Genomic DNA, 16,734 nt, shown 5'->3' with positions numbered 1-16,734 from the left:
ATTTTCCATTTCTCCTACTTGTATGCCCAAGTTGTGGTGTGCTTTCTTCATGAGCAACGAAATGGCAGCAAGCGGCACCACTCAATCCCTGACCGGCGCCGTCTACGACCTAGTAATTGTCGGCGCAGGTATTGTCGGCTTGGCGCATGCGTGGCATGCGGTCAAGGCCGGTTTGCGAGTACACATCGTCGAGAGAGACGGATTCGCCGTCGGAGCATCGATTCGCAACTTCGGCCACATCGGCACCACGGCACAGTCCGGGCGCGCCCTGGAATTCGCGCTCGCTGCACGCGAGGATTGGTTGCAGGTTGCGCAAGCCGCCGGGACCCCGGTAACCCAAGCGGGCACCGTGGTGATTGCGCGCACTGTTGCGGAGCTTGCTGTGCTCGAGGAATTTCGGGAAGAGCGCGGCGATCAGGCGGTATTGCTAACTGCCGACGAGACCGCGCAGCTCCTTGGATTCGACGCGCCCGGCGCCGTCGGAGGAGCTCATCTCGCCCTCGACCTGCGGGTGGATCCGCCCCACGCCATTCCGGCGCTTGCTTCGTACCTGCAGACGCTCGGCGTCACGTTCAGTTACGCCACCAACGTTGGCTCGATTCAGGAGGGGATACTTCAGACCTCCCGCGGTCCCATGCGGGCTGCTGCCATCGTGATTGCGGTTGGGCACGACCTCGATCGACTATTCCCGCAGTTGGCTGCCAGGTGGCAGATTGACCGGTGCAGGTTGCGGATGCTCGAAATCGACACTCCGCGTGGTATCCGGATCGGCCCCGCCATCCTCACGGGCCTGGGGCTGCTCCGCTACGACGGCCTTGCTGCGCAGCCGAGCGCCGCGGCGGTGCGGTCGGACTTCGAGCGGCTGCGACCGCAACTACTCGAGCAGCAGGTCAACCTGATGTTTACCCAGCGTCCGGATGGTCGACTCATTGTTGGCGATACCCACCACCTCTCGGCAACCGAGACGCCGTTCGAAGACGAGGCGAGCGACGAACTGCTGCTTGAAGAGACGCGACACCTGTTCGGGGTCGACAGCGTGACCGTGCGGCGACGTTGGCGAGGAGTGTACGCGGCCGGTCGCAGTGACGTCTTCGTGCAGGAGCAGCCGATCCCGGGTGTCTGGGTGGCGACCGTGGCGAGTGGCATTGGCATGACCACGGCCTTCGGCTTCGCCGCCAACACCATTTCCCAACTCATCAGCACACCGCTGCAGCAGCCGATTGACGCAGCCAGATTGCCCAGCCGACCGTGAACCTCGCTCGATACCCAACGAACAAGAACGGGAACCCCACCATGATTCGTCGAATGCTTACCATCGCGACCGCTTCGGCGCTTGTGCTCATAACGGCGGGCTGCAGCTCACCGTCAGGCGTGGCCAGCGGAACGGATGCCGATTGGACCACTCCGCCAGACGCTTCGAAGATCGCCGAGCAGGCTGGTGCCATCACCACTTACGGCCTTCCCGACTCGTGGGCCAATTATGGAGAGCTCCTCGCCACGTTCTGCGAGCAGCACGGCGCGGACTGCACGCACGCTGACACCGATATGGCCTCGAGCGAGGCCATCCAACGCTACAACGCGGAGAAAGGCAATCCGGTCGGATTCTTCAACGACATTGGCGGGCTCTGGGGGCCGGTCGCTGAAGATATCGGCGTGACATCGGGCTACCTGCCGAAGTTGGTCAGTGAGCTGGAACCTGGTCAGTATGCCGAGACTGGCGGCTGGGTCAACAGTTTCACTGGCGTAATGGGCTACCTCGTCAACCCCGCCGTAGCCCCGGTTCCAAAGACTTGGGATGACCTGCTCAGCGACGACTATGCGGGTGGCAAGATCGCGTCCAGCGCTCTCATGGGACCTAACGGCGGTTCTGAGCAGGCGGCGATCCTCTCGATCGCTCTTGCCCGCGGCGGTGATGTCGGAAACCTCGACGCCGCATGGGACTACCTCAGCGAGCTCTACGCCACAGACAACATCTCGTCCGCCCCATCGAGCCTCGACTCGCTCATCCGCGGTGAGTACGCCATCTATCTGCAATACGACTTCAATGCCATCGCGGCAATCGAGGAAGCCGCCGCGCAGGGGGTGGAACTCGTCTACGTTGTGCCGGAGGATGGCTCCATCTACATGCCATCGTCGTTGCTCGCCAACGGCTACAACACCGAGCACATGGACTTCATCAAGGGCTTCATGGATTTCATGATCAGCGATGAAGGTCAGTTGCTGTTCGCCGACTTCGGCGCACGTCCGATTCGGTACGTCAATGGCGACCTCGAGATTCCGGAGGAACGCAAGTCACGCTGGCTGCCGGACGAGATGTTCACGAACACCCAGGTAATCGACCTGGGTGACATCGATCCCGAGGTCCTGATCAGTGAGTACAACAAGAAGGCCAAGGCCTAGTGAGCCTAACGCGCTCCAGGAACGCCGATAGCGGTCGGGCCCCTGCCCGGCCGCTATCGGCGGAGTCCCTCCGTGCGGGCCGGCGTTCGCGAGTTGTCGCGGCCCTGCCGGCGATTCCCCTCATCCTGTTTGGGATCGCGTGCCTCGTACTCCCCCTGCTCGCGCTCGTAAAGAGCTCGCTGGAACTGCGCGCTGGCGGGATCGGATTCGACAACTTCGTTGCCGTGCTCAGCTCCAGCGTCGACCGGCAGGCGATCCTCGGGTCGCTTCAGTTCGCCGCCATACAGGCGCTGTTGTGCGCTGTCATTGGCACCCCGCTCGCACTAGCCATGCTCCGGCTCGGGCAGCGTGGACGGCGTTGGTGGCTGCCGCTCATGAATGTCGCCAGCAGTTTCGGCGGACCAGGCCTGGCCTTTGCCTTTCTACTCCTTATCGGCACCAGCGGGGCAATCACCATGCTGTGGGCGCAGCTTTTCGGCGGCAATCCGTTCCCATCGCTCGGTTCGATGTTCGGCCTGAACCTCCTCTCCCTCTACATTCACCTGCCCCTGTACGTCATTCTCTCTATGCCGTCCTTTGGGATGCTCCGTGCCGAGTGGTGGGAAGCCGCGCAGGTGTCACGGTCATCGCGCTTTCGCTATTGGCGACGTGTCGGTTTCCCGGTGATCGCGCCGTTCATCGCGGCCCATACCCTGCAGATCTTTACCTGGTCCATGGGGTCCTACGCCTTGCCCTACGTCGTCACCGCATCACCCCAATCCGTGGCACTGATCACAGTGGAAATCGGACGCGACCTGCAAAGTGCCGTGTTCGGCTTGGAGCGGGCGGCAACGTTCGCCGTTCTTTTAATGGTGCTGGCAATTGGAACTATGTGGCTTTACCGCACCATCCAGAAGCAAGGAGCGAAAATCCTATGAGCCGCGCGATGACTGAAACGGGCAAGTCGCAGCGCATTCTGCTCGGAGCTGTGGCCGTCTTCTTCGGTCTGCCCCTCGTCGTTCTCCTGCTCTTTAGCCTTGCAGACGGATGGGTGGGCACGATCCTGCCGACCGACTTTACCCTCGCCAGGTGGATCACGTCCCTGTCGAGTACGGAAGTGCTCGCGGCGGCGGGCCGCTCGTTGCTCCTCACCGTCTGTGTTGTGGTCATCGACCTGGTGCTCGTCATTCCGGCTGCCTACGTGGCGGTCGTCACCTCTCCGCGGGTTCGCCCCATCATCCATGCACTCGCCGTCGTGCCGTTCGCCCTGCCGTGGCTTGTCATTGCTGCCGGAATGCAATTCACCACCGCGGAAATCGCGCCAAACCTCTTCGGCAGTTTCGGGTTGCTCACCGCCACGATCGCAGCGGCCACCTTCCCCTACCTGTATTGGGCGGTCGAGAATGCATTACTAACCAATCGCGCGAAGGAACTCTCGGAGGCGGCAGCGGTGAACGGGGCCGGCGCACTCCAGACCACAGTTCGCGTGATCATCCCGTCGATCAGAACGGGCATCATGTCAGGAACTCTGCTGGTGGCAGCCTCCGCATTTGGCGAATTCGCCATCACGATGACGCTCGCGGGCGCAGCCTACGAGACCCTGCCACTCTGGGCTCTGCGCATGTTCTCTGGCCGCAACCCGGGGGCTGGAGGAGAACTGGCCGCCATCACGTTCACGACGTTCATTGCGATGTTCGTGCTGTCGCTGCTGATCACTCGCATCGACACGCCACGATCAATCACTAATGCGGCCGGGGCATTCGACCTCGTGCCCGCAACGAAAGGAAAGTAGCTGTGGGAACAGTTTCACTTGATCACGTGACAAAGTCGTATGCCGGCAACGTCGTATTGAATGACGTATCGCTCAACATCGAAGACGGGGAATTCGTGTCGCTGCTCGGCCCTTCCGGCTGCGGCAAGACCACCCTGCTGCGGGCGGTCGCCGGGCTGCACGGCATCGAGAGTGGTCGCATCCTCATCGATGGCGCCGATGTGACGGCACTAACCCCTCAACAACGCCCAATTGGAATGGTCTTCCAGCAGTACTCCCTGTTTCCCAATATGAGTGTGCGACAGAATATTGCCTTTCCTCTCACCGTCATGCGTATTCCGCGCGCGCAGATCGAGTCCCGAGTTGACGAGATGGTCGAACTTATCGACCTCAAGAAGCATGAGCACAAGCGGCCGAATCAGCTGTCGGGCGGCCAGCAGCAGCGTGTCGCGCTCGCCCGTGCGCTTGCCCCGCAACCTCGGGTACTGCTGCTCGACGAACCTCTGAGTGCCCTCGACGCACTCGTGCGCACCCGGCTTCGCGACCAATTGCGGGCCATCCAGCGCGCGGTCGGGATCACGACCATTTTCGTGACTCATGACCAGTCGGAGGCACTCGCCATTTCGGACAAGGTTGTGCTGATGCGGCAGGGCGAGATCGAGCAAGTCGACACGCCAGAGGGGATTTACTTGAAGCCGCGCACGAAGCATGCAGCGAAGTTCATCGGCTCGCGCTCGGTCGTGAAGGTCGAGGCGAACGCGGGACTGCTCGAATGGCACGGACTATTTGAGATCGATTCGCCAGTGGTGGATGGCACCAGGGTAGAGTGCACTTTTCGCAGTGAGGACGTCTTCGTCCAGTTGCCGGGGAAAGACGCAAGCGGGGTGGCGGCGCGCGTCGACGTGATGATCTTCCTCGGGGCGACGAGCACGCTTCAGCTGACGCTCTGCGGGCAAGCGGACTCACTCGAAGTTCGCCAGGTCGTGGCACAGGTGCCCGCGAAGGTAGCACGCAGACTCGTTGAGGGTGACACGGTTATCGTTCTGGTGAGACCTGAGGACATCACAGTTTTCGTGGACGGCACTCTAATGGACAGGGCGGCGCCACTTCTGGCGGTCAGCCGTGTCTGAGACGCCGACACAATCTCCTCACAGGCTGCTCCTCGTTGGCATCGACGGTGTGCGGCTCGACATGCTTACGCGCATTCCCACTCCGGCTCTCGATCGCGTCATTGCGAGCGGTTTCCTTGCCACGCCGCTGGTGGACCCACGCAACATCACGGTCTCCGGACCAATGTGGGCCACCGTCTTGAGTGGCCTATGGAGCGACGAACACGGTGTGGTGTGCAATGAGAGGCCGCCCGGCGACGGCATCCATGCGCCAGATTTCCTGTCGCGCATCCTCCGGCGGCGGCCCACCTCGGAGCTCTTCGCCGCTGTGTCCTGGGCTCCTCTGGCGAGCCGGGTCGGATGCGGCCCACTCGTTAATCCTGAAACGGTCGAATGTTTCGTGGCCGAGTGCGGCCCTGAGACGGTCGAAGATTACATCCGTGCGGATGCGGCGGTCGCGGAATATTCCGTCCGTCGCCTCGCCGACGAGCCAGTCCGCGCCGCGTTCGTCTACTTTGGTGAGGCCGACGAGGCCTGCCATGAGTTCGGGGTGGGCGGTGAGTATGAGACTGCGATCCGTCGCTGCGATGCACATCTCGGCAAGCTCCTCAATGCCATTGACGCACGACTGGACAGCGACGAGTGGATTGTGATTGTCACGACTGACCATGGCCATGTCGATGCAGGCGGGCACGGCGGCGACAGCCTCGTCGAGCGGCAGGTCTGGATCGCGTGTTCGGAGCCAAATTTGGAGTACGAGCTGCGCGATTCCGCAGAGATCGCGTCCGTCTCAGTTCGGGTCACCACCGGTTCTCGGGCAGCTTTGCCAACGTGGTAATCGGCTGTGGTCTGCTCCAACAGTTCTCGCCTGACGTCAAGTGTCCCGTCCCAGATGGTGCGCCGACCCTCATCAACCTCGTCGGGCGTGAAGTGCTGCGCCGTGGCGGAGGCGTGCTCTATGCACGGTGGCGAACGTGTCGGCACCCCAAAAGGTACCGCGTCGCTCAGGATACTGTGCTGAAGTATTCTGGTTAAGGCGTCGTGCATAGGGTCGCAGGCCAGCTTCGTTGGGTGCTTGATCCAGTGCCATGCGCACCGATCACAGGTCGGCCGGAAATAAGCCTCGATCCACCGGCCGACCTGTAGAGGGCGGCGGATCGCGGCTTAGTCACATCCGCACCGTGGCGATCGTCGCTTTCCCATTGGCCCTGATGACGATCCTCACCGGCATGCTGCGCCGCGGGGGTCTATGGGTCGACGGACCGCAATGGGATGGTCATCCTCGTAAGGTGGAGCCCTCTCGCCGATATCCTCGCCGCGTGCGTCATCGTTATCCTGACCTACGTGGTGATCGGGATCGTAGCCGCTGTCGCATTTTTGGCCTCAGTACCGCTGGGACTGATTATCATGGGCTCCGCGGTGCTGTGGCTAGTCGCAGGTGCGGTCATCTTCGCGAGTGGGACCCGGACGTTAAGCCCCATTTGTAAGACGACGCCAAAAGGCTTCGGGCGATGGCACATCACTACGCTTGCGCAGCGGCCGGGCACCCGACTTGGTGCCCTGCTCTTAACAAGACGGCTAATAGCAGCAGCCCCGCCCGGTCACGTTCTGGCGGCTTCCGCTGGCAACGGCGAAATCAGTCCACCCACGTTCGGGCGCGATATTGCCGAAGAAGATCTCGCACTCGGTGCCCTTGATCGGTCGCGGAACCGGAACATTGCGCTTCCCCGCCATCTACGGGCGATCAACGCGGACAGGGACGGCAGGCAGCTCGAGGGGCTCGACAGGTCTCTATTACCGTTATGCGAAGCTGATTTACTGGCAGCTGTCGCAGTTCAGTTCGTCCATCGAGTCAACCGGGCACGATCAAACTCCGCCGCCGCCGCCGCCGATTCGAGTCCAGGCCGCGTCGCCCTCGGCTCGGCGAGACGCCCGATACGAACTCACATGCGCATCGCCGCCGGCGCGGACAAGGTCATCACGCGAGGTCCTCCGTGTCCGGCGCCAATGGATCCCACCCCAGACGAGGACCACCGCGACGACCAGGAACGTGACTGCCAACACAATCAAGTAGTCCATGGCGCAATCGTAAGTGCCCCACCTGCCAGCGCACAAGGGGCTGGGGTTTCATCCCCCTCGCGGCCGAGCCCGTGAGGGGTCGGCCCTGCGGTTAGGGCGTGGCGGTTGATGTGGCGGTTACGTCGTCTTGGTCGCCTTCCCAGAAGTGGCCTAGTCCGGCGTCGATCATGCTGCGAATCAGCGCGGCTGCGTTGATGCCGTGTGCAGCTCGGTCGGGAAAAGACAGTGTGATGGTGATGCTCTGGGTAGGGGCAGCGTGGTCGACGTCGCCGTTCTGCGCGTCGGTGGCGTACTGGTAATAACGTCCTCGTTGCCAACTCTCCGGAAGAGCGCGGCGACCCTCGCGAACGAGATCGAGTAGAGCCATTTATGCCGATCATGGTCAGACACGACCCAGATCGTCGCTGGTCCATGCTCCGATTGAGGATAGAACTCGAGAACGAAGGAGTGAATGAACAAGCTGACCAGCTCCTGAACGGTTAACTCGGTCTGGCGCTTCGAATCCATGTCGTAGTACTCCCAGTACGCCCACCGGTCATAGATCCCGGGAACACGACCCGTCAGAGGATGCATCCCGAAGGACAGTCGTTCGCGTGGCAGCAGTGACGACGTTTTCGCGGACTCGATCAGGCGCCGGATGGTGAACATGCCGACCATGAGGTCACGCTCGACGAGGAACCCAGTCCTTGTTGTCCACCGCTTCAGTTCAGCCCGTCGTTCCAGCGCGATAGCTACCTTAAGCAGCTCTTCTCGCCACGGCACGGAATCTGAGATCACGCTCGAAGTCTGGCATACTGACCTCCTTCGCGAGGACTACGAACGCGCCCCCGCTATCCCAGACGTGAGGCGCATTACTTCAGCCCGCAATCGGTCGTTTCTGGGCGTCGCGGCCGGGCCAGCGTCCAAGGCATCGGACCCCTTGCGGAATCACCTGCTTCCAGGATCAGGAACACCAGTCGCCGTGGCTCATACGGTGACCGGTCAGTCGTTTTCGTCCACTGGCATCTTTCCGACCACCCGGCGCCACTCAGCGTCCCGCTGAGCTTGCTCAGTCGCCATCGTCTGAAGGAACTGCTCTGTTTTCTTCTCCGAGAAGCCGGCAACCTCTATTTCAAACTCGCCGCGCTTGAGGATGACTCGCTTGCCATTGTGCCGTTGCACGAACGTCTTGATCATCAATGAGATGGCCACCAGCCCTCCGCCCGCACCGAGAAACTTCACGGCCTCGATTGCCAGGTCTGTACCCGCGGAGAACTCCATGATGGTGCCGTGTTCGATGCCGTTGTCATCGAGGAGGGACAGAATCTCGTCCCTATACTCCGGTGGGAAGCGAAGGTTGAACATACCGTCACCGGAGTGACCAAGAGTAACGAGGAGTGGGATCGATTCGGCATCGGCTGTCATCTTGAAAGTTTGACACTACGACGTCGGAAATTTTGGAAGTCAGGGAAATAGCCGTGGTGAGGCTGGCCGTGCGCATGGCTGGATCGCCATCGGCCGGTCGAACTTCCCGCTAACTGCACTGCCCCTCGTGAGCATCCTCCGGACTTCCGTCACAGTTGAGGCCCACGAGTAGGTTCACACCGATGCCAGCATCTCCCGCCATGCTTCGTCGACCTGATCCGTGAGATCGATACCGTGCCGGCGAGCCTGGCCGACACGGATCGCGATTCCATTGGTGTGCTCGCGGTGGACTCCGAATTCCTGAACCTCAGCAGCAGTCCACTCAAAGGCGCCCTGCACCCGATCATTCAGAGTGTCGATGAGCACGAAAATGCACGCGTCGAATCCAAATGAGCGGATCACGGAAAAGACAGCCGACGGGCTCGTCTCAGGACGAATGTTACGAACCTTGACCTGGATGCGTCGGCCGTCTGATGCGATCAGATCGTAGGCCTTCTCAGAATTCGGTGCCAGCACACCTCCGTACACAATCCCTGCCGCATACTCCGCCAGGTCACCGACGGGAGCGTTGTTCGTCCGAACAAGACCGCGCTTGCGCAGTTCCTCGAGTATTGAGGCATATGTGCCAAGCAGCTGTCCGACGGTCCAGCCCTCCCCGATGAAGGCCGGTCGCGATTCTGCCTCGACGGCCCCTGCGTTGCCGAAGTGTTTGCGGACGAGGTCAGCCTGATCGGGGGTCAGGCTCCAACGCTGCCACCGTTCTACCTCTGAGCGGATTCCGTTTGCGCGAAGCCACCCACGCACCTGACGCGGATCCACTCTGAGGTCCTCGGCGAGAGCTGTGGGCGTAATCGTGTCGTCATCGAGCAGCATGGCGTCGAGCCTAGCGAACTGTAGCGGCGCCGAACGTTGTCAGAAGTCGTGCTCAGTGGGTATCTAACTGACCGAAACGATGGGTTCTGGGATCAGAATAGGGCCGAGCGCGCCCACCTGAGACTGCCGTCGAACCCCGCATCTATTCCGCAGATTCAGCGACAACCAACGAAAACAGATGACAGCAAAAAGCACCCTTGATCAAGGAAGATCGAAGATGCCGGTAGTCCGCAGAAACCCCTGATAGAGCCATACTCTTAATCGAAAGGTAACCGGATCGGCGCCGGTCGCGGTTACCACCCCATTCACTTGAAACGCTGGGAGTGACCCAAGGTAGCTTCTCCTGACTCCGGCACGTCCTGCCTGGAACCTCGCTGGTGCGCCCTGCTAGATTCTCAGTCGTCGTTGGTCGGCGTCGAACCGTGAACATTCGCGAATCCGGACCGGTCTCGGTCCAGGTTTCGACAAACTCCACCAGATGAATTCATAGCGTCAGATCTCCGCGCGTCGGCTGGCATGACTAGCGTCGAATTCGATGAATTCGCAGGCACCCTCACCTAGAGGCGGTGCGCCCTGACCGAGGGCGTGCAGTCCAAGATTTCTGCGAGCCGGGCGTCATCGTCGCTGTCACCAAGGAGCAGGGGCACGAATCGGGTCAGGGTGGCGAAGCCGCTGGACTGATCTGGGTACACGCCGAGCGACACGAGGTGTGTGCTCCCGTTCGAGGTGGTCAGCTCCACGCAGGGGTAGTGCTCTTCGGGCGCGATTCCCTCTCGCACAGCGTCTGCGAAGGTGTTGCTGTCGAGCTGTTCCTCGATCGAGACGACCTGGTCGAGGTTAATCCAGACGTCGTCGGCGCCGATGATCGGCCGGGAGCGGTCGTGTCCGTAGGTGGTGACGGCAAGTTTGAGAAAACGCATGATGGCCCTTTCGCGACGGGTAGGCCTTGACGCTAATTCGCGGGAAGCGGCGGCCGCCGGCGATCAGGGCGATCTGTGGATAAGGTCGCGCTGTGCGGGGAGTGTGAGGGGGATGTTCCCCCTCACCGGGTGAGACCGCCGCCTGGCGGCGGCCTCACCGGGCGTTAGTGGCTGGTGTTGTCGAGGGCGGCGAGGGCGATTTCTAGTGCACGGTCGTAGCTGATTCCTGCGGGTCGGACTGAGCCGGGCACGAATCGTTGCGACTTGGGCAGTCGAAGGGTCCCTGCGTATCCGTCGGGCGCGTCCTGCAGGGGCCCATAGCCGGGGTGCAGGAGCAGCCACTGACTGAAGGGCTGGTCGGCGTCGTTGAGGACGGCGGCTCGAAACTTGGCGGTGGGATTCTGGCACAGGGCCCAGAAGCGGTCGGCTTGGCCTCGGGCCGTGAGGCGTTCGCTCACCGGGCGGCGCGTCACCCCGGGGGTCGGCATCCGCTTCATGGTTGCGGCGTGCACGTAGGGGCGTAGGCGGGAATCGACGCGTGCAGGAATGTCGTTCAGGGCTGCTTCGGCGGCGCGTTCAGCTCGTCGTGCGGCGCGGTGCGCGGCGCTATCGTCTGCGTGGATTCGGGCCCATTCGGTGGCTTCGATGACGCAGCAAATGAGGTTCCAGTCGTAGCTGTAGAACCGGAGGAGGGCGTCTCGGTCGCGCTGAGTTCTGGGGCTGTCGGTGGTCGTGTATCGGGCGAAGAATGCGTTGGCTGCTTTACGGTCGGCTGCTATGTCATCGCTGGTGCGTTCGGGACGGGTGGTGATGGGGAACTGGGGCATGATTCTCTCCGCTCAACTGATTTTTTTGCCTGGCTGGCAAGAGAATCGATAGAGAGCGGGAGTGCCGAAGTGCACGGCTGGTCGGGGGAAATAAGGGAGCCTGCGACCGCGCCCGAGCAGGTGGGCACGTAGGCACGGAAGCGAACTACGATGACCGGCCAGACAGACAAAAAAACGAAAAAGACGGCCGCGCAGCGGTCCGAGCACCCGCAGGGTCTCCCCGGTGCTTACGGGGTTGCGTCTGGTGTTAGCCGGTGTCGCCGAGGTGCGACCGCTGATTCACGAGGTTGAGCACGCCGAGGTTGACGAGCTCCCGCGCCGAGCGGTGCTCACCCTGCTGGTCGCTCTCTGCGGCGCGCTCCTGGTCGCTTCACCGCCAGACGCGTGGCCCTGTTGCCGCGGGCCTCGTCGATCGGCCCGCGGGGTTAGTGGCCGATTTTGGCGATGAGGTCGGGGCGGAAGCCGGCCCAGTGGTTGTGGTCGTCGATGACGACGATGGGAGCGCTGCTGTATCCGAGTTCGTCTTGCACGTAGGTGAGGGCGGCGGGTGTTTCGGTGAGGTCGACGACGGTGTAGCTGATGCCCTGCTTGTCGAGGTTGAGTTTGGTCATCCTGCAGGGCTGGCAGTTCGGTTTCGTGTAGACAATGATGCCGACTGTTTCGTTCATCGCGGGGCTCCTTTCACTCACACTGTCGGAGTGGTGCTGTTCGGTAGCGGAGGTTCGCTGTGCCCGGGAGGAAGCGACCACAAGTGCGGGACCGGATGGTGGGGCCAGTGGGTGAGGAAATAAGCGACCGGAGGGAACGCCGAGCCCAGTTGTTCCACCGGTCGGCACTTCGTGCGCACGTTGGTCAGCGCCCGCCCGGGCCAGCAGGCTCCTCGAACGAAGAGACACCGCCCCTGACGCGAGTAGAGCTGCGCGGTTAGCCAACGGTCATCGGATCAGCCGTGAACGCGACGTCGAGATGCAGGTGATTGCAGGTGTCGTCGAACGGGGTGAAGTGCAACAGCGCCAAGTTGATGCCGGCCTCCCGCCGGCAGTCTGCCTGCCCGATCCGTGCCCCGGGCGGCATGATTGGGTCGAGGAGTCCGATTAGGCGGAGGGACTGGCCGTCGGCGCCGGTGAGGCTGCGGCCGCCGAGGGAATAGAAGTCGACGGCTCCGCCTCCGCCGTTGATCCAGTGTGAGGACTGGGTGCCGGCGCCGAGGAGTTGCCCGGTGCATTTGCGGTTGATGTCGCTGACGCCGACCTGGTGAAACTGGTTGACGGCCAGGACCATCACCTGCAGGATGCGGGTGTCGATCCCGCAGTCCGGGACAGTTTGCCCGGTGGCGATCCACCGGATCTCCTTCAGGTGGTCCGGGACGAGGCCGCGCAGCTGCCCGTTGTCGGCGGCGGTGACGAGCTGCTGCGCCAGCCCGACCGCATCCCCTCCACCGACACCACAGGCGCCGCCGGCACTGGCGGTGAGCGCGGTGACGACGTCGGTCGCCGGCGCGAAGAACGGTGCGTAGTGTTCCGGGTCGGCGTTGATTTGCACGGCGGATGCTGCCGCCGACGGCGTCATTGTCTCCCACCCCGATAGCGCCACTAGGCGTTGGAAGAACAGCCGTGCCGCGGTGGCGGGGTCCATCCGCTCCGCGAGGGATCCCCAGGTGGCCCGTTGTTGGAACAGGCCGCGGCTGTCGGGCCCGGCGGTGTTGCCGTGGTCGAGGTTGACCAGGCTCGACTCCCCAATCGCCGTCATCACCCCGAGAGTTTGCGCCTGCGCAGTGAGGCCGAGCTGGGCGGCGGCGTTGATGATGTCGGCGGCGTTGGCGAGCTGGTCGCCGCTATACCCGACGACAGCCGCGTGCTCGGAGGCATCCGCTCTGTTGACGGCGGTCAGGCCGCAGGTGGTGCCGGTGCCGGAGGAGAGGGCGACGGTGCCGCCGACGGTCAGGAGCAGGCCGGTGAGGCTGGCGGCGAGGAGTTTGACCAGGCCCATGATGTTAGAAGATGGTGCCGACGGATAGGCCCTCGTCGGTGTTGGTCAGCTGCCGCTCCCACTCGGAGCGGATGTGCTCCACGTGCGTTTCCGGGTGCGACCCGAACTTGAAGATGTAGTGCCCATCTGCCAGCGTCTCGATGGTGCGCGCCGTCTCCGGTGCGAAGCCGAACGTTTGCTGGCACCAGAGGGCGTCTTCGGGGCGGGACTGCCGGTAGACGACCACGGTTTGTGCTTCCTGGATGATTGCCATGCCGGGTGAGTCCTTGGGGATGTCGGTGCCTTTGTGCATGACGAACACGTTCGAGATACCTAGGCCCCGGGAGAGTTTTTGGTTGGCTTTGATCAGCTGCGCCGACGGCCCGCCGATCATGTGCCAACCCTCTTCATAAACGACGGTCGTCGCGGAGGTGCGTTCGCTGCGCAGCCGGCCCAGCATCCACATGTTCCCAATCGCCATGATTACCGGTACCGCCGGGCCGTCATCGGGCAGCTGGGAAATATCAAACGATGTCAGCTTGCCGCTCAGGTCCACCGCTGCGGACGTTTCGCCGTCGAGGAGGCCCGCGTATTCGTCGAGCAGCCCGTTCAACGTCCACTTCACGGATAGGCCGGCCTTGTGCAGGTCGTCGCGGGCGGTGACCGACAGGGTGCGGTAGTCGTCATCGTCGACGACCAGGCCAAGGTTCGGCAGCACGTCGGCGAGCACCGGCACCCGCCCGTGGGCCTGGCCGACGGTGCGGCGCAGCGCCGCACGGAGGGCCTCCTCTTCCCATTCATTGAGGGGCTGATCGCCGCGGGCGATGCGAGTGACGATGTTCAGCAGCCGTGTCTGTCCTTTGACGCCGGTGCCGCGGGCGATCATCGGATCGAGCAGGTTCAAGGTGGTGCCGGTGCCGTCCGTGGTGAACCGGATCGGTTCAAACCCGTAATGCCGCACCACGTTGGAGTACTCGCCCTCCCCGTTCTGATCCTTCTTGTCAAACACCACCCCACGCCGCCCCTGCAGCAGGAGCGGGCGGACGACGTAGTTGCATTTAGTGTGCGAGCTTTTGCCCGCGCCGACGTCGCCCATCACGATCACGTTCGGACTCGACACCTCCCGCGGCTCAGAGTTGTAGGCCGTGACGGGGTCGTGGGAGATCGTCGTCCGCGACAACACGTCCCGCCCGTTCACGACACCGCGGGTGCCGGTCGGCGGCCCGATCAGTGCGGTGTTGAGGATCTCCGCTTGCCGCGTCGTCGTGGGTGCGCCAGCCAGCACCGGAGCGTAGAAGCCGCGACGCGCGGCCGCCGCTTGCGTGCGCAACGCCGTGCCCGGCAGCGCCCACGGCACAATCTCTGCCGCACCGTGGCTACCAGCCGTGTCGATCCCCCCGGCCTCGTCAGCGGGAATCTCAGCGGGCGGCGCAAAGCGGCGCAGCACCGGCAGCGCCCACAATCTCGAGCGGGATACGCTGGTGTCGTTGGGTGTGGTCATGTGAGGGCCTCCTTGTCGGATTTGCCGGCCAGGCGGCTGTAGACGCGGGCGGAGAACGACGGCGCCGACGCGACCAGGCCGCGTCCAATCGGCCACGTCGTGCCCGACGCGGCGGCCTGATACGAATCGAGCCAGTCCAGACTTTCAATGCCCAGGCCAGTGGAGCAGGTCTCCTCGAGCTGCCGCGACGCCCGCGCCAGCTCTTCCCGGGAGCGGACGGAGATGGTCACGAACCCGATCCAGACGGCGCCGTGGTGCTGCGACCCGGACACGAGATCTTGCCGGCGACGTCGGGCGGCCGTCATGTGCACGTCGGTATCGTCCGTGTCCAGCTGCCCGGCCTCCCTGCGGGAGAGGGCTTCGGCGGTGTCACGGACCAGGTCTTGCCGAGCGGCGACTTTCGCCTCCGACGCCGGAACCAGGTGAAGGTGAAAGCTGACTGACCGGATGAACTGGATGTCCTTCCCGATCAGCAGATCCAACACCCACAGCTGCGTGCGGGCCGCGGTCGCGAGCGCTTCGGCGCGGATCGCGGCAGTGCGATGCCACCACCGCACCGGCAGGCCGGTGAGCGGGTCGATGCTGTCAACGATGTGCGCGGAGAACTCCTCCTCGGCGGGTTCGCCGACCCGGTTCGGGTGCACGTTAGCGACGAAGTCGATCGGCCGCGACGGATTTTGCTGATGCCGCAGTACCGCCGCCACCTGCCGCGCCGTCAGCACCTCCACCCGGCCGATTTTTGACTCCGTCAAACCACGTTTGGTTGAGGCGATTTCCTGCCGCATCAACGCCCGCCATCCATCTCGGCCGTCGCCGTATTTGCGAGCGGCGTCGAAGAATACGGGGGTGAGGGGCCAGTTCACGGTGACGAAGTGGCGTTGCACCATCGCGTCATTCCCAGTCAGCCGCAGTACCTCCTCGTAGGAGGCGACCGCGTCGACCGGCGCCGCCGGGTCGAGGTTGTTGAGCACCCAGAATTCTTGCAACGCGGTATCGGCCGGCAGCACCCGGGTGGTGATCTGCACGTCTTGGACGAGGACGGAGGGGACGGCGCGGGCGGCGAGGAACGCGCCCCAGCCGTGGGCGGCGCGCGCCATGACGCTGGCCGATTCGATCCCCCGGAGCTGACCACTGACGGTGAACGTTACAGACAGGTAGCTTTGCTCCCCGACCGGGGCGTGCCAGGCGATGCCGGGCTCGCCCCTGCCGTATTGCAGCCAGCCGAGCCCGTCCGACCCGTCCGGATTGGCCCGCATCGCCACCACCGCCTTGGCCGCCTCCACGGCAGTCTCCCGGGCTACCATGTCCTTGGTGGTGCGGGCGTCGGTGAGGGCTTGCTGGAGCTGGTCCCACGCGCCGACCTCGTAGGGCACGAACCGGGTCGTGCCGGCCCGGGTGCGCTTTTTCCACCGGGCTCGCTTGCGCCGCCGGTCGACGATTGACCCGCGGTGTGTTTTCGCTGTGACGAGAAACGTCACCCCGCAACTGACTGCTGCCGCTGCGAGGGCGGGCCAGCCGATCAGTGGGGTGAACACCATCCCGAACACGAGCGACCCCGCGAGGAAGATAATGCGGGCGCGGGAGTGCGTGCCGCCGAAGAAGGAGCGGTGCCCGCTCTCCCCGCCTAGATAGCGGATGACCGTACGATTGCGTAGGTCCGTCATCATGGGTGATCTCCTCCCAGGGTTGGGGTGTCATCCATTGACTCCGTCGCCTGCTCTCCGGCGGTCTGGACCATGTCCATGCCTTTCCCGACGGCCTCGATGCTCTTGTGCGCGGCGGCGATCCCCGCCGCCGCGATCAGCGTCGGGACGCCGACGACCGCGCCCGCGCCGGTCGCTGATTCCGCCGTCCCAGCGGCGGCGAGCCCGGTCTCAGCCGCGGCCGCGCCTGCGCCGGCTCC

At 63.5% G+C, this 16,734-nt stretch carries 15 protein-coding genes and 1 pseudogene; 6 read left to right on the top strand and 10 right to left on the bottom strand.

What is annotated here, in order from left to right; all coding sequences use genetic code 11:
* The first annotated feature begins 49 nt into the window (after nt 1-49).
* From E3T47_RS07220 to E3T47_RS07195, 6 genes are read left to right on the top strand one after another with little or no spacing between them, the layout of a single operon-like run.
* Nucleotides 50-1,252: a TIGR03364 family FAD-dependent oxidoreductase gene (locus E3T47_RS07220; protein ID WP_198416606.1), complete on the top strand. Its 1,203-nt coding sequence runs from the start codon at nt 50-52 to the stop codon at nt 1,250-1,252.
* A 53-nt stretch (nt 1,253-1,305) separates the two neighbouring features.
* Nucleotides 1,306-2,400, top strand: a complete 1,095-nt coding sequence (locus E3T47_RS07215; protein WP_166784250.1) for an extracellular solute-binding protein — start codon at nt 1,306-1,308, stop codon at nt 2,398-2,400.
* A complete protein-coding gene (locus E3T47_RS07210; RefSeq protein ID WP_134551464.1) occupies nt 2,400-3,317 on the top strand; it encodes an ABC transporter permease subunit in 918 nt (305 codons plus the stop codon). Before E3T47_RS07215 ends, E3T47_RS07210 begins: the two co-directional genes overlap by 1 nt.
* Nucleotides 3,314-4,171, top strand: coding sequence for an ABC transporter permease (locus tag E3T47_RS07205; protein WP_134551465.1), 858 nt, complete (start codon nt 3,314-3,316; stop codon nt 4,169-4,171). Before E3T47_RS07210 ends, E3T47_RS07205 begins: the two co-directional genes overlap by 4 nt.
* A 26-nt stretch (nt 4,172-4,197) precedes the next feature.
* Nucleotides 4,198-5,280 (top strand): ABC transporter ATP-binding protein, encoded by a 1,083-nt coding sequence (locus E3T47_RS16335; protein ID WP_241982052.1) that lies wholly within the window; start codon nt 4,198-4,200, stop codon nt 5,278-5,280.
* Nucleotides 5,273-6,097, top strand: a complete 825-nt coding sequence (locus E3T47_RS07195) for an alkaline phosphatase family protein (RefSeq protein WP_134551467.1) — start codon at nt 5,273-5,275, stop codon at nt 6,095-6,097. The genes E3T47_RS16335 and E3T47_RS07195 overlap by 8 nt, the downstream gene beginning before the upstream one ends.
* 1,332 nt (nt 6,098-7,429) lie before the next feature.
* On the opposite strand, the gene E3T47_RS07190 is transcribed toward E3T47_RS07195, so the two are convergent.
* From E3T47_RS07190 to E3T47_RS15845, 10 genes and pseudogenes are all read right to left on the bottom strand, one after another.
* Nucleotides 7,430-7,705, bottom strand: coding sequence for a hypothetical protein (locus tag E3T47_RS07190; RefSeq protein ID WP_134551468.1), 276 nt, complete (start codon nt 7,703-7,705; stop codon nt 7,430-7,432).
* A 614-nt stretch (nt 7,706-8,319) separates the two neighbouring features.
* Complete coding sequence (locus E3T47_RS07185; protein ID WP_134551469.1) at nt 8,320-8,742, bottom strand: hypothetical protein; 423 nt, start codon at nt 8,740-8,742, stop codon at nt 8,320-8,322.
* Between the two features lie 174 nt (nt 8,743-8,916).
* On the bottom strand, nt 8,917-9,615 hold the full coding sequence (locus E3T47_RS07180) for a DUF6998 domain-containing protein (protein ID WP_198416605.1): 699 nt from the start codon (nt 9,613-9,615) through the stop codon (nt 8,917-8,919).
* A gap of 557 nt (nt 9,616-10,172) precedes the next feature.
* Nucleotides 10,173-10,535, bottom strand: coding sequence for a hypothetical protein (locus tag E3T47_RS07175; protein ID WP_134551470.1), 363 nt, complete (start codon nt 10,533-10,535; stop codon nt 10,173-10,175).
* Nucleotides 10,536-10,699: 164 nt separating this feature from the next.
* Nucleotides 10,700-11,362, bottom strand: coding sequence for a hypothetical protein (locus E3T47_RS07170; RefSeq protein ID WP_134551471.1), 663 nt, complete (start codon nt 11,360-11,362; stop codon nt 10,700-10,702).
* Nucleotides 11,363-11,787: 425 nt separating this feature from the next.
* Entirely contained in the window at nt 11,788-12,030 is a 243-nt protein-coding gene (locus tag E3T47_RS07165) for a glutaredoxin family protein (protein ID WP_134551472.1), read from the bottom strand.
* A gap of 256 nt (nt 12,031-12,286) precedes the next feature.
* A complete protein-coding gene (locus E3T47_RS07160) occupies nt 12,287-13,351 on the bottom strand; it encodes a hypothetical protein (protein ID WP_166784252.1) in 1,065 nt (354 codons plus the stop codon).
* 4 nt (nt 13,352-13,355) lie between these two features.
* Nucleotides 13,356-14,831 carry an ATP/GTP-binding protein gene (locus E3T47_RS07150; RefSeq protein WP_134551474.1) on the bottom strand — a complete coding sequence of 492 codons (1,476 nt, stop codon included), beginning with the start codon at nt 14,829-14,831 and terminating at the stop codon, nt 13,356-13,358.
* Entirely contained in the window at nt 14,828-16,498 is a 1,671-nt protein-coding gene (locus E3T47_RS07145; RefSeq protein ID WP_134555443.1) for a hypothetical protein, read from the bottom strand. Before E3T47_RS07145 ends, E3T47_RS07150 begins: the two co-directional genes overlap by 4 nt.
* A pseudogene (locus tag E3T47_RS15845) lies at nt 16,495-16,734 on the bottom strand (hypothetical protein); the annotation flags it as partial. The gene E3T47_RS07145 and the pseudogene E3T47_RS15845, both read right to left, overlap by 4 nt.

Source organism: Cryobacterium ruanii (assembly GCF_004404055.1).
Lineage (GTDB): Bacteria > Actinomycetota > Actinomycetes > Actinomycetales > Microbacteriaceae > Cryobacterium > Cryobacterium ruanii.
This window is presented reverse-complemented; position numbering and strand designations above follow the sequence as displayed.

Coding starts and splice junctions, on each gene's coding strand:
- E3T47_RS07220 (WP_198416606.1), top strand. CDS start 50: ATGAGCAACGAAATGGCAGCAAGCGGCACCACTCAATCCCTGACCGGC.
- E3T47_RS07215 (WP_166784250.1), top strand. CDS start 1,306: ATGCTTACCATCGCGACCGCTTCGGCGCTTGTGCTCATAACGGCGGGC.
- E3T47_RS07205 (WP_134551465.1), top strand. CDS start 3,314: ATGAGCCGCGCGATGACTGAAACGGGCAAGTCGCAGCGCATTCTGCTC.
- E3T47_RS07190 (WP_134551468.1), bottom strand. CDS start 7,705: ATGGCTCTACTCGATCTCGTTCGCGAGGGTCGCCGCGCTCTTCCGGAG.
- E3T47_RS07185 (WP_134551469.1), bottom strand. CDS start 8,742: ATGACAGCCGATGCCGAATCGATCCCACTCCTCGTTACTCTTGGTCAC.
- E3T47_RS07180 (WP_198416605.1), bottom strand. CDS start 9,615: ATGCTGCTCGATGACGACACGATTACGCCCACAGCTCTCGCCGAGGAC.
- E3T47_RS07175 (WP_134551470.1), bottom strand. CDS start 10,535: ATGCGTTTTCTCAAACTTGCCGTCACCACCTACGGACACGACCGCTCC.
- E3T47_RS07170 (WP_134551471.1), bottom strand. CDS start 11,362: ATGCCCCAGTTCCCCATCACCACCCGTCCCGAACGCACCAGCGATGAC.
- E3T47_RS07165 (WP_134551472.1), bottom strand. CDS start 12,030: ATGAACGAAACAGTCGGCATCATTGTCTACACGAAACCGAACTGCCAG.
- E3T47_RS07160 (WP_166784252.1), bottom strand. CDS start 13,351: ATGGGCCTGGTCAAACTCCTCGCCGCCAGCCTCACCGGCCTGCTCCTG.
- E3T47_RS07150 (WP_134551474.1), bottom strand. CDS start 14,831: ATGACCACACCCAACGACACCAGCGTATCCCGCTCGAGATTGTGGGCG.
- E3T47_RS07145 (WP_134555443.1), bottom strand. CDS start 16,498: ATGATGACGGACCTACGCAATCGTACGGTCATCCGCTATCTAGGCGGG.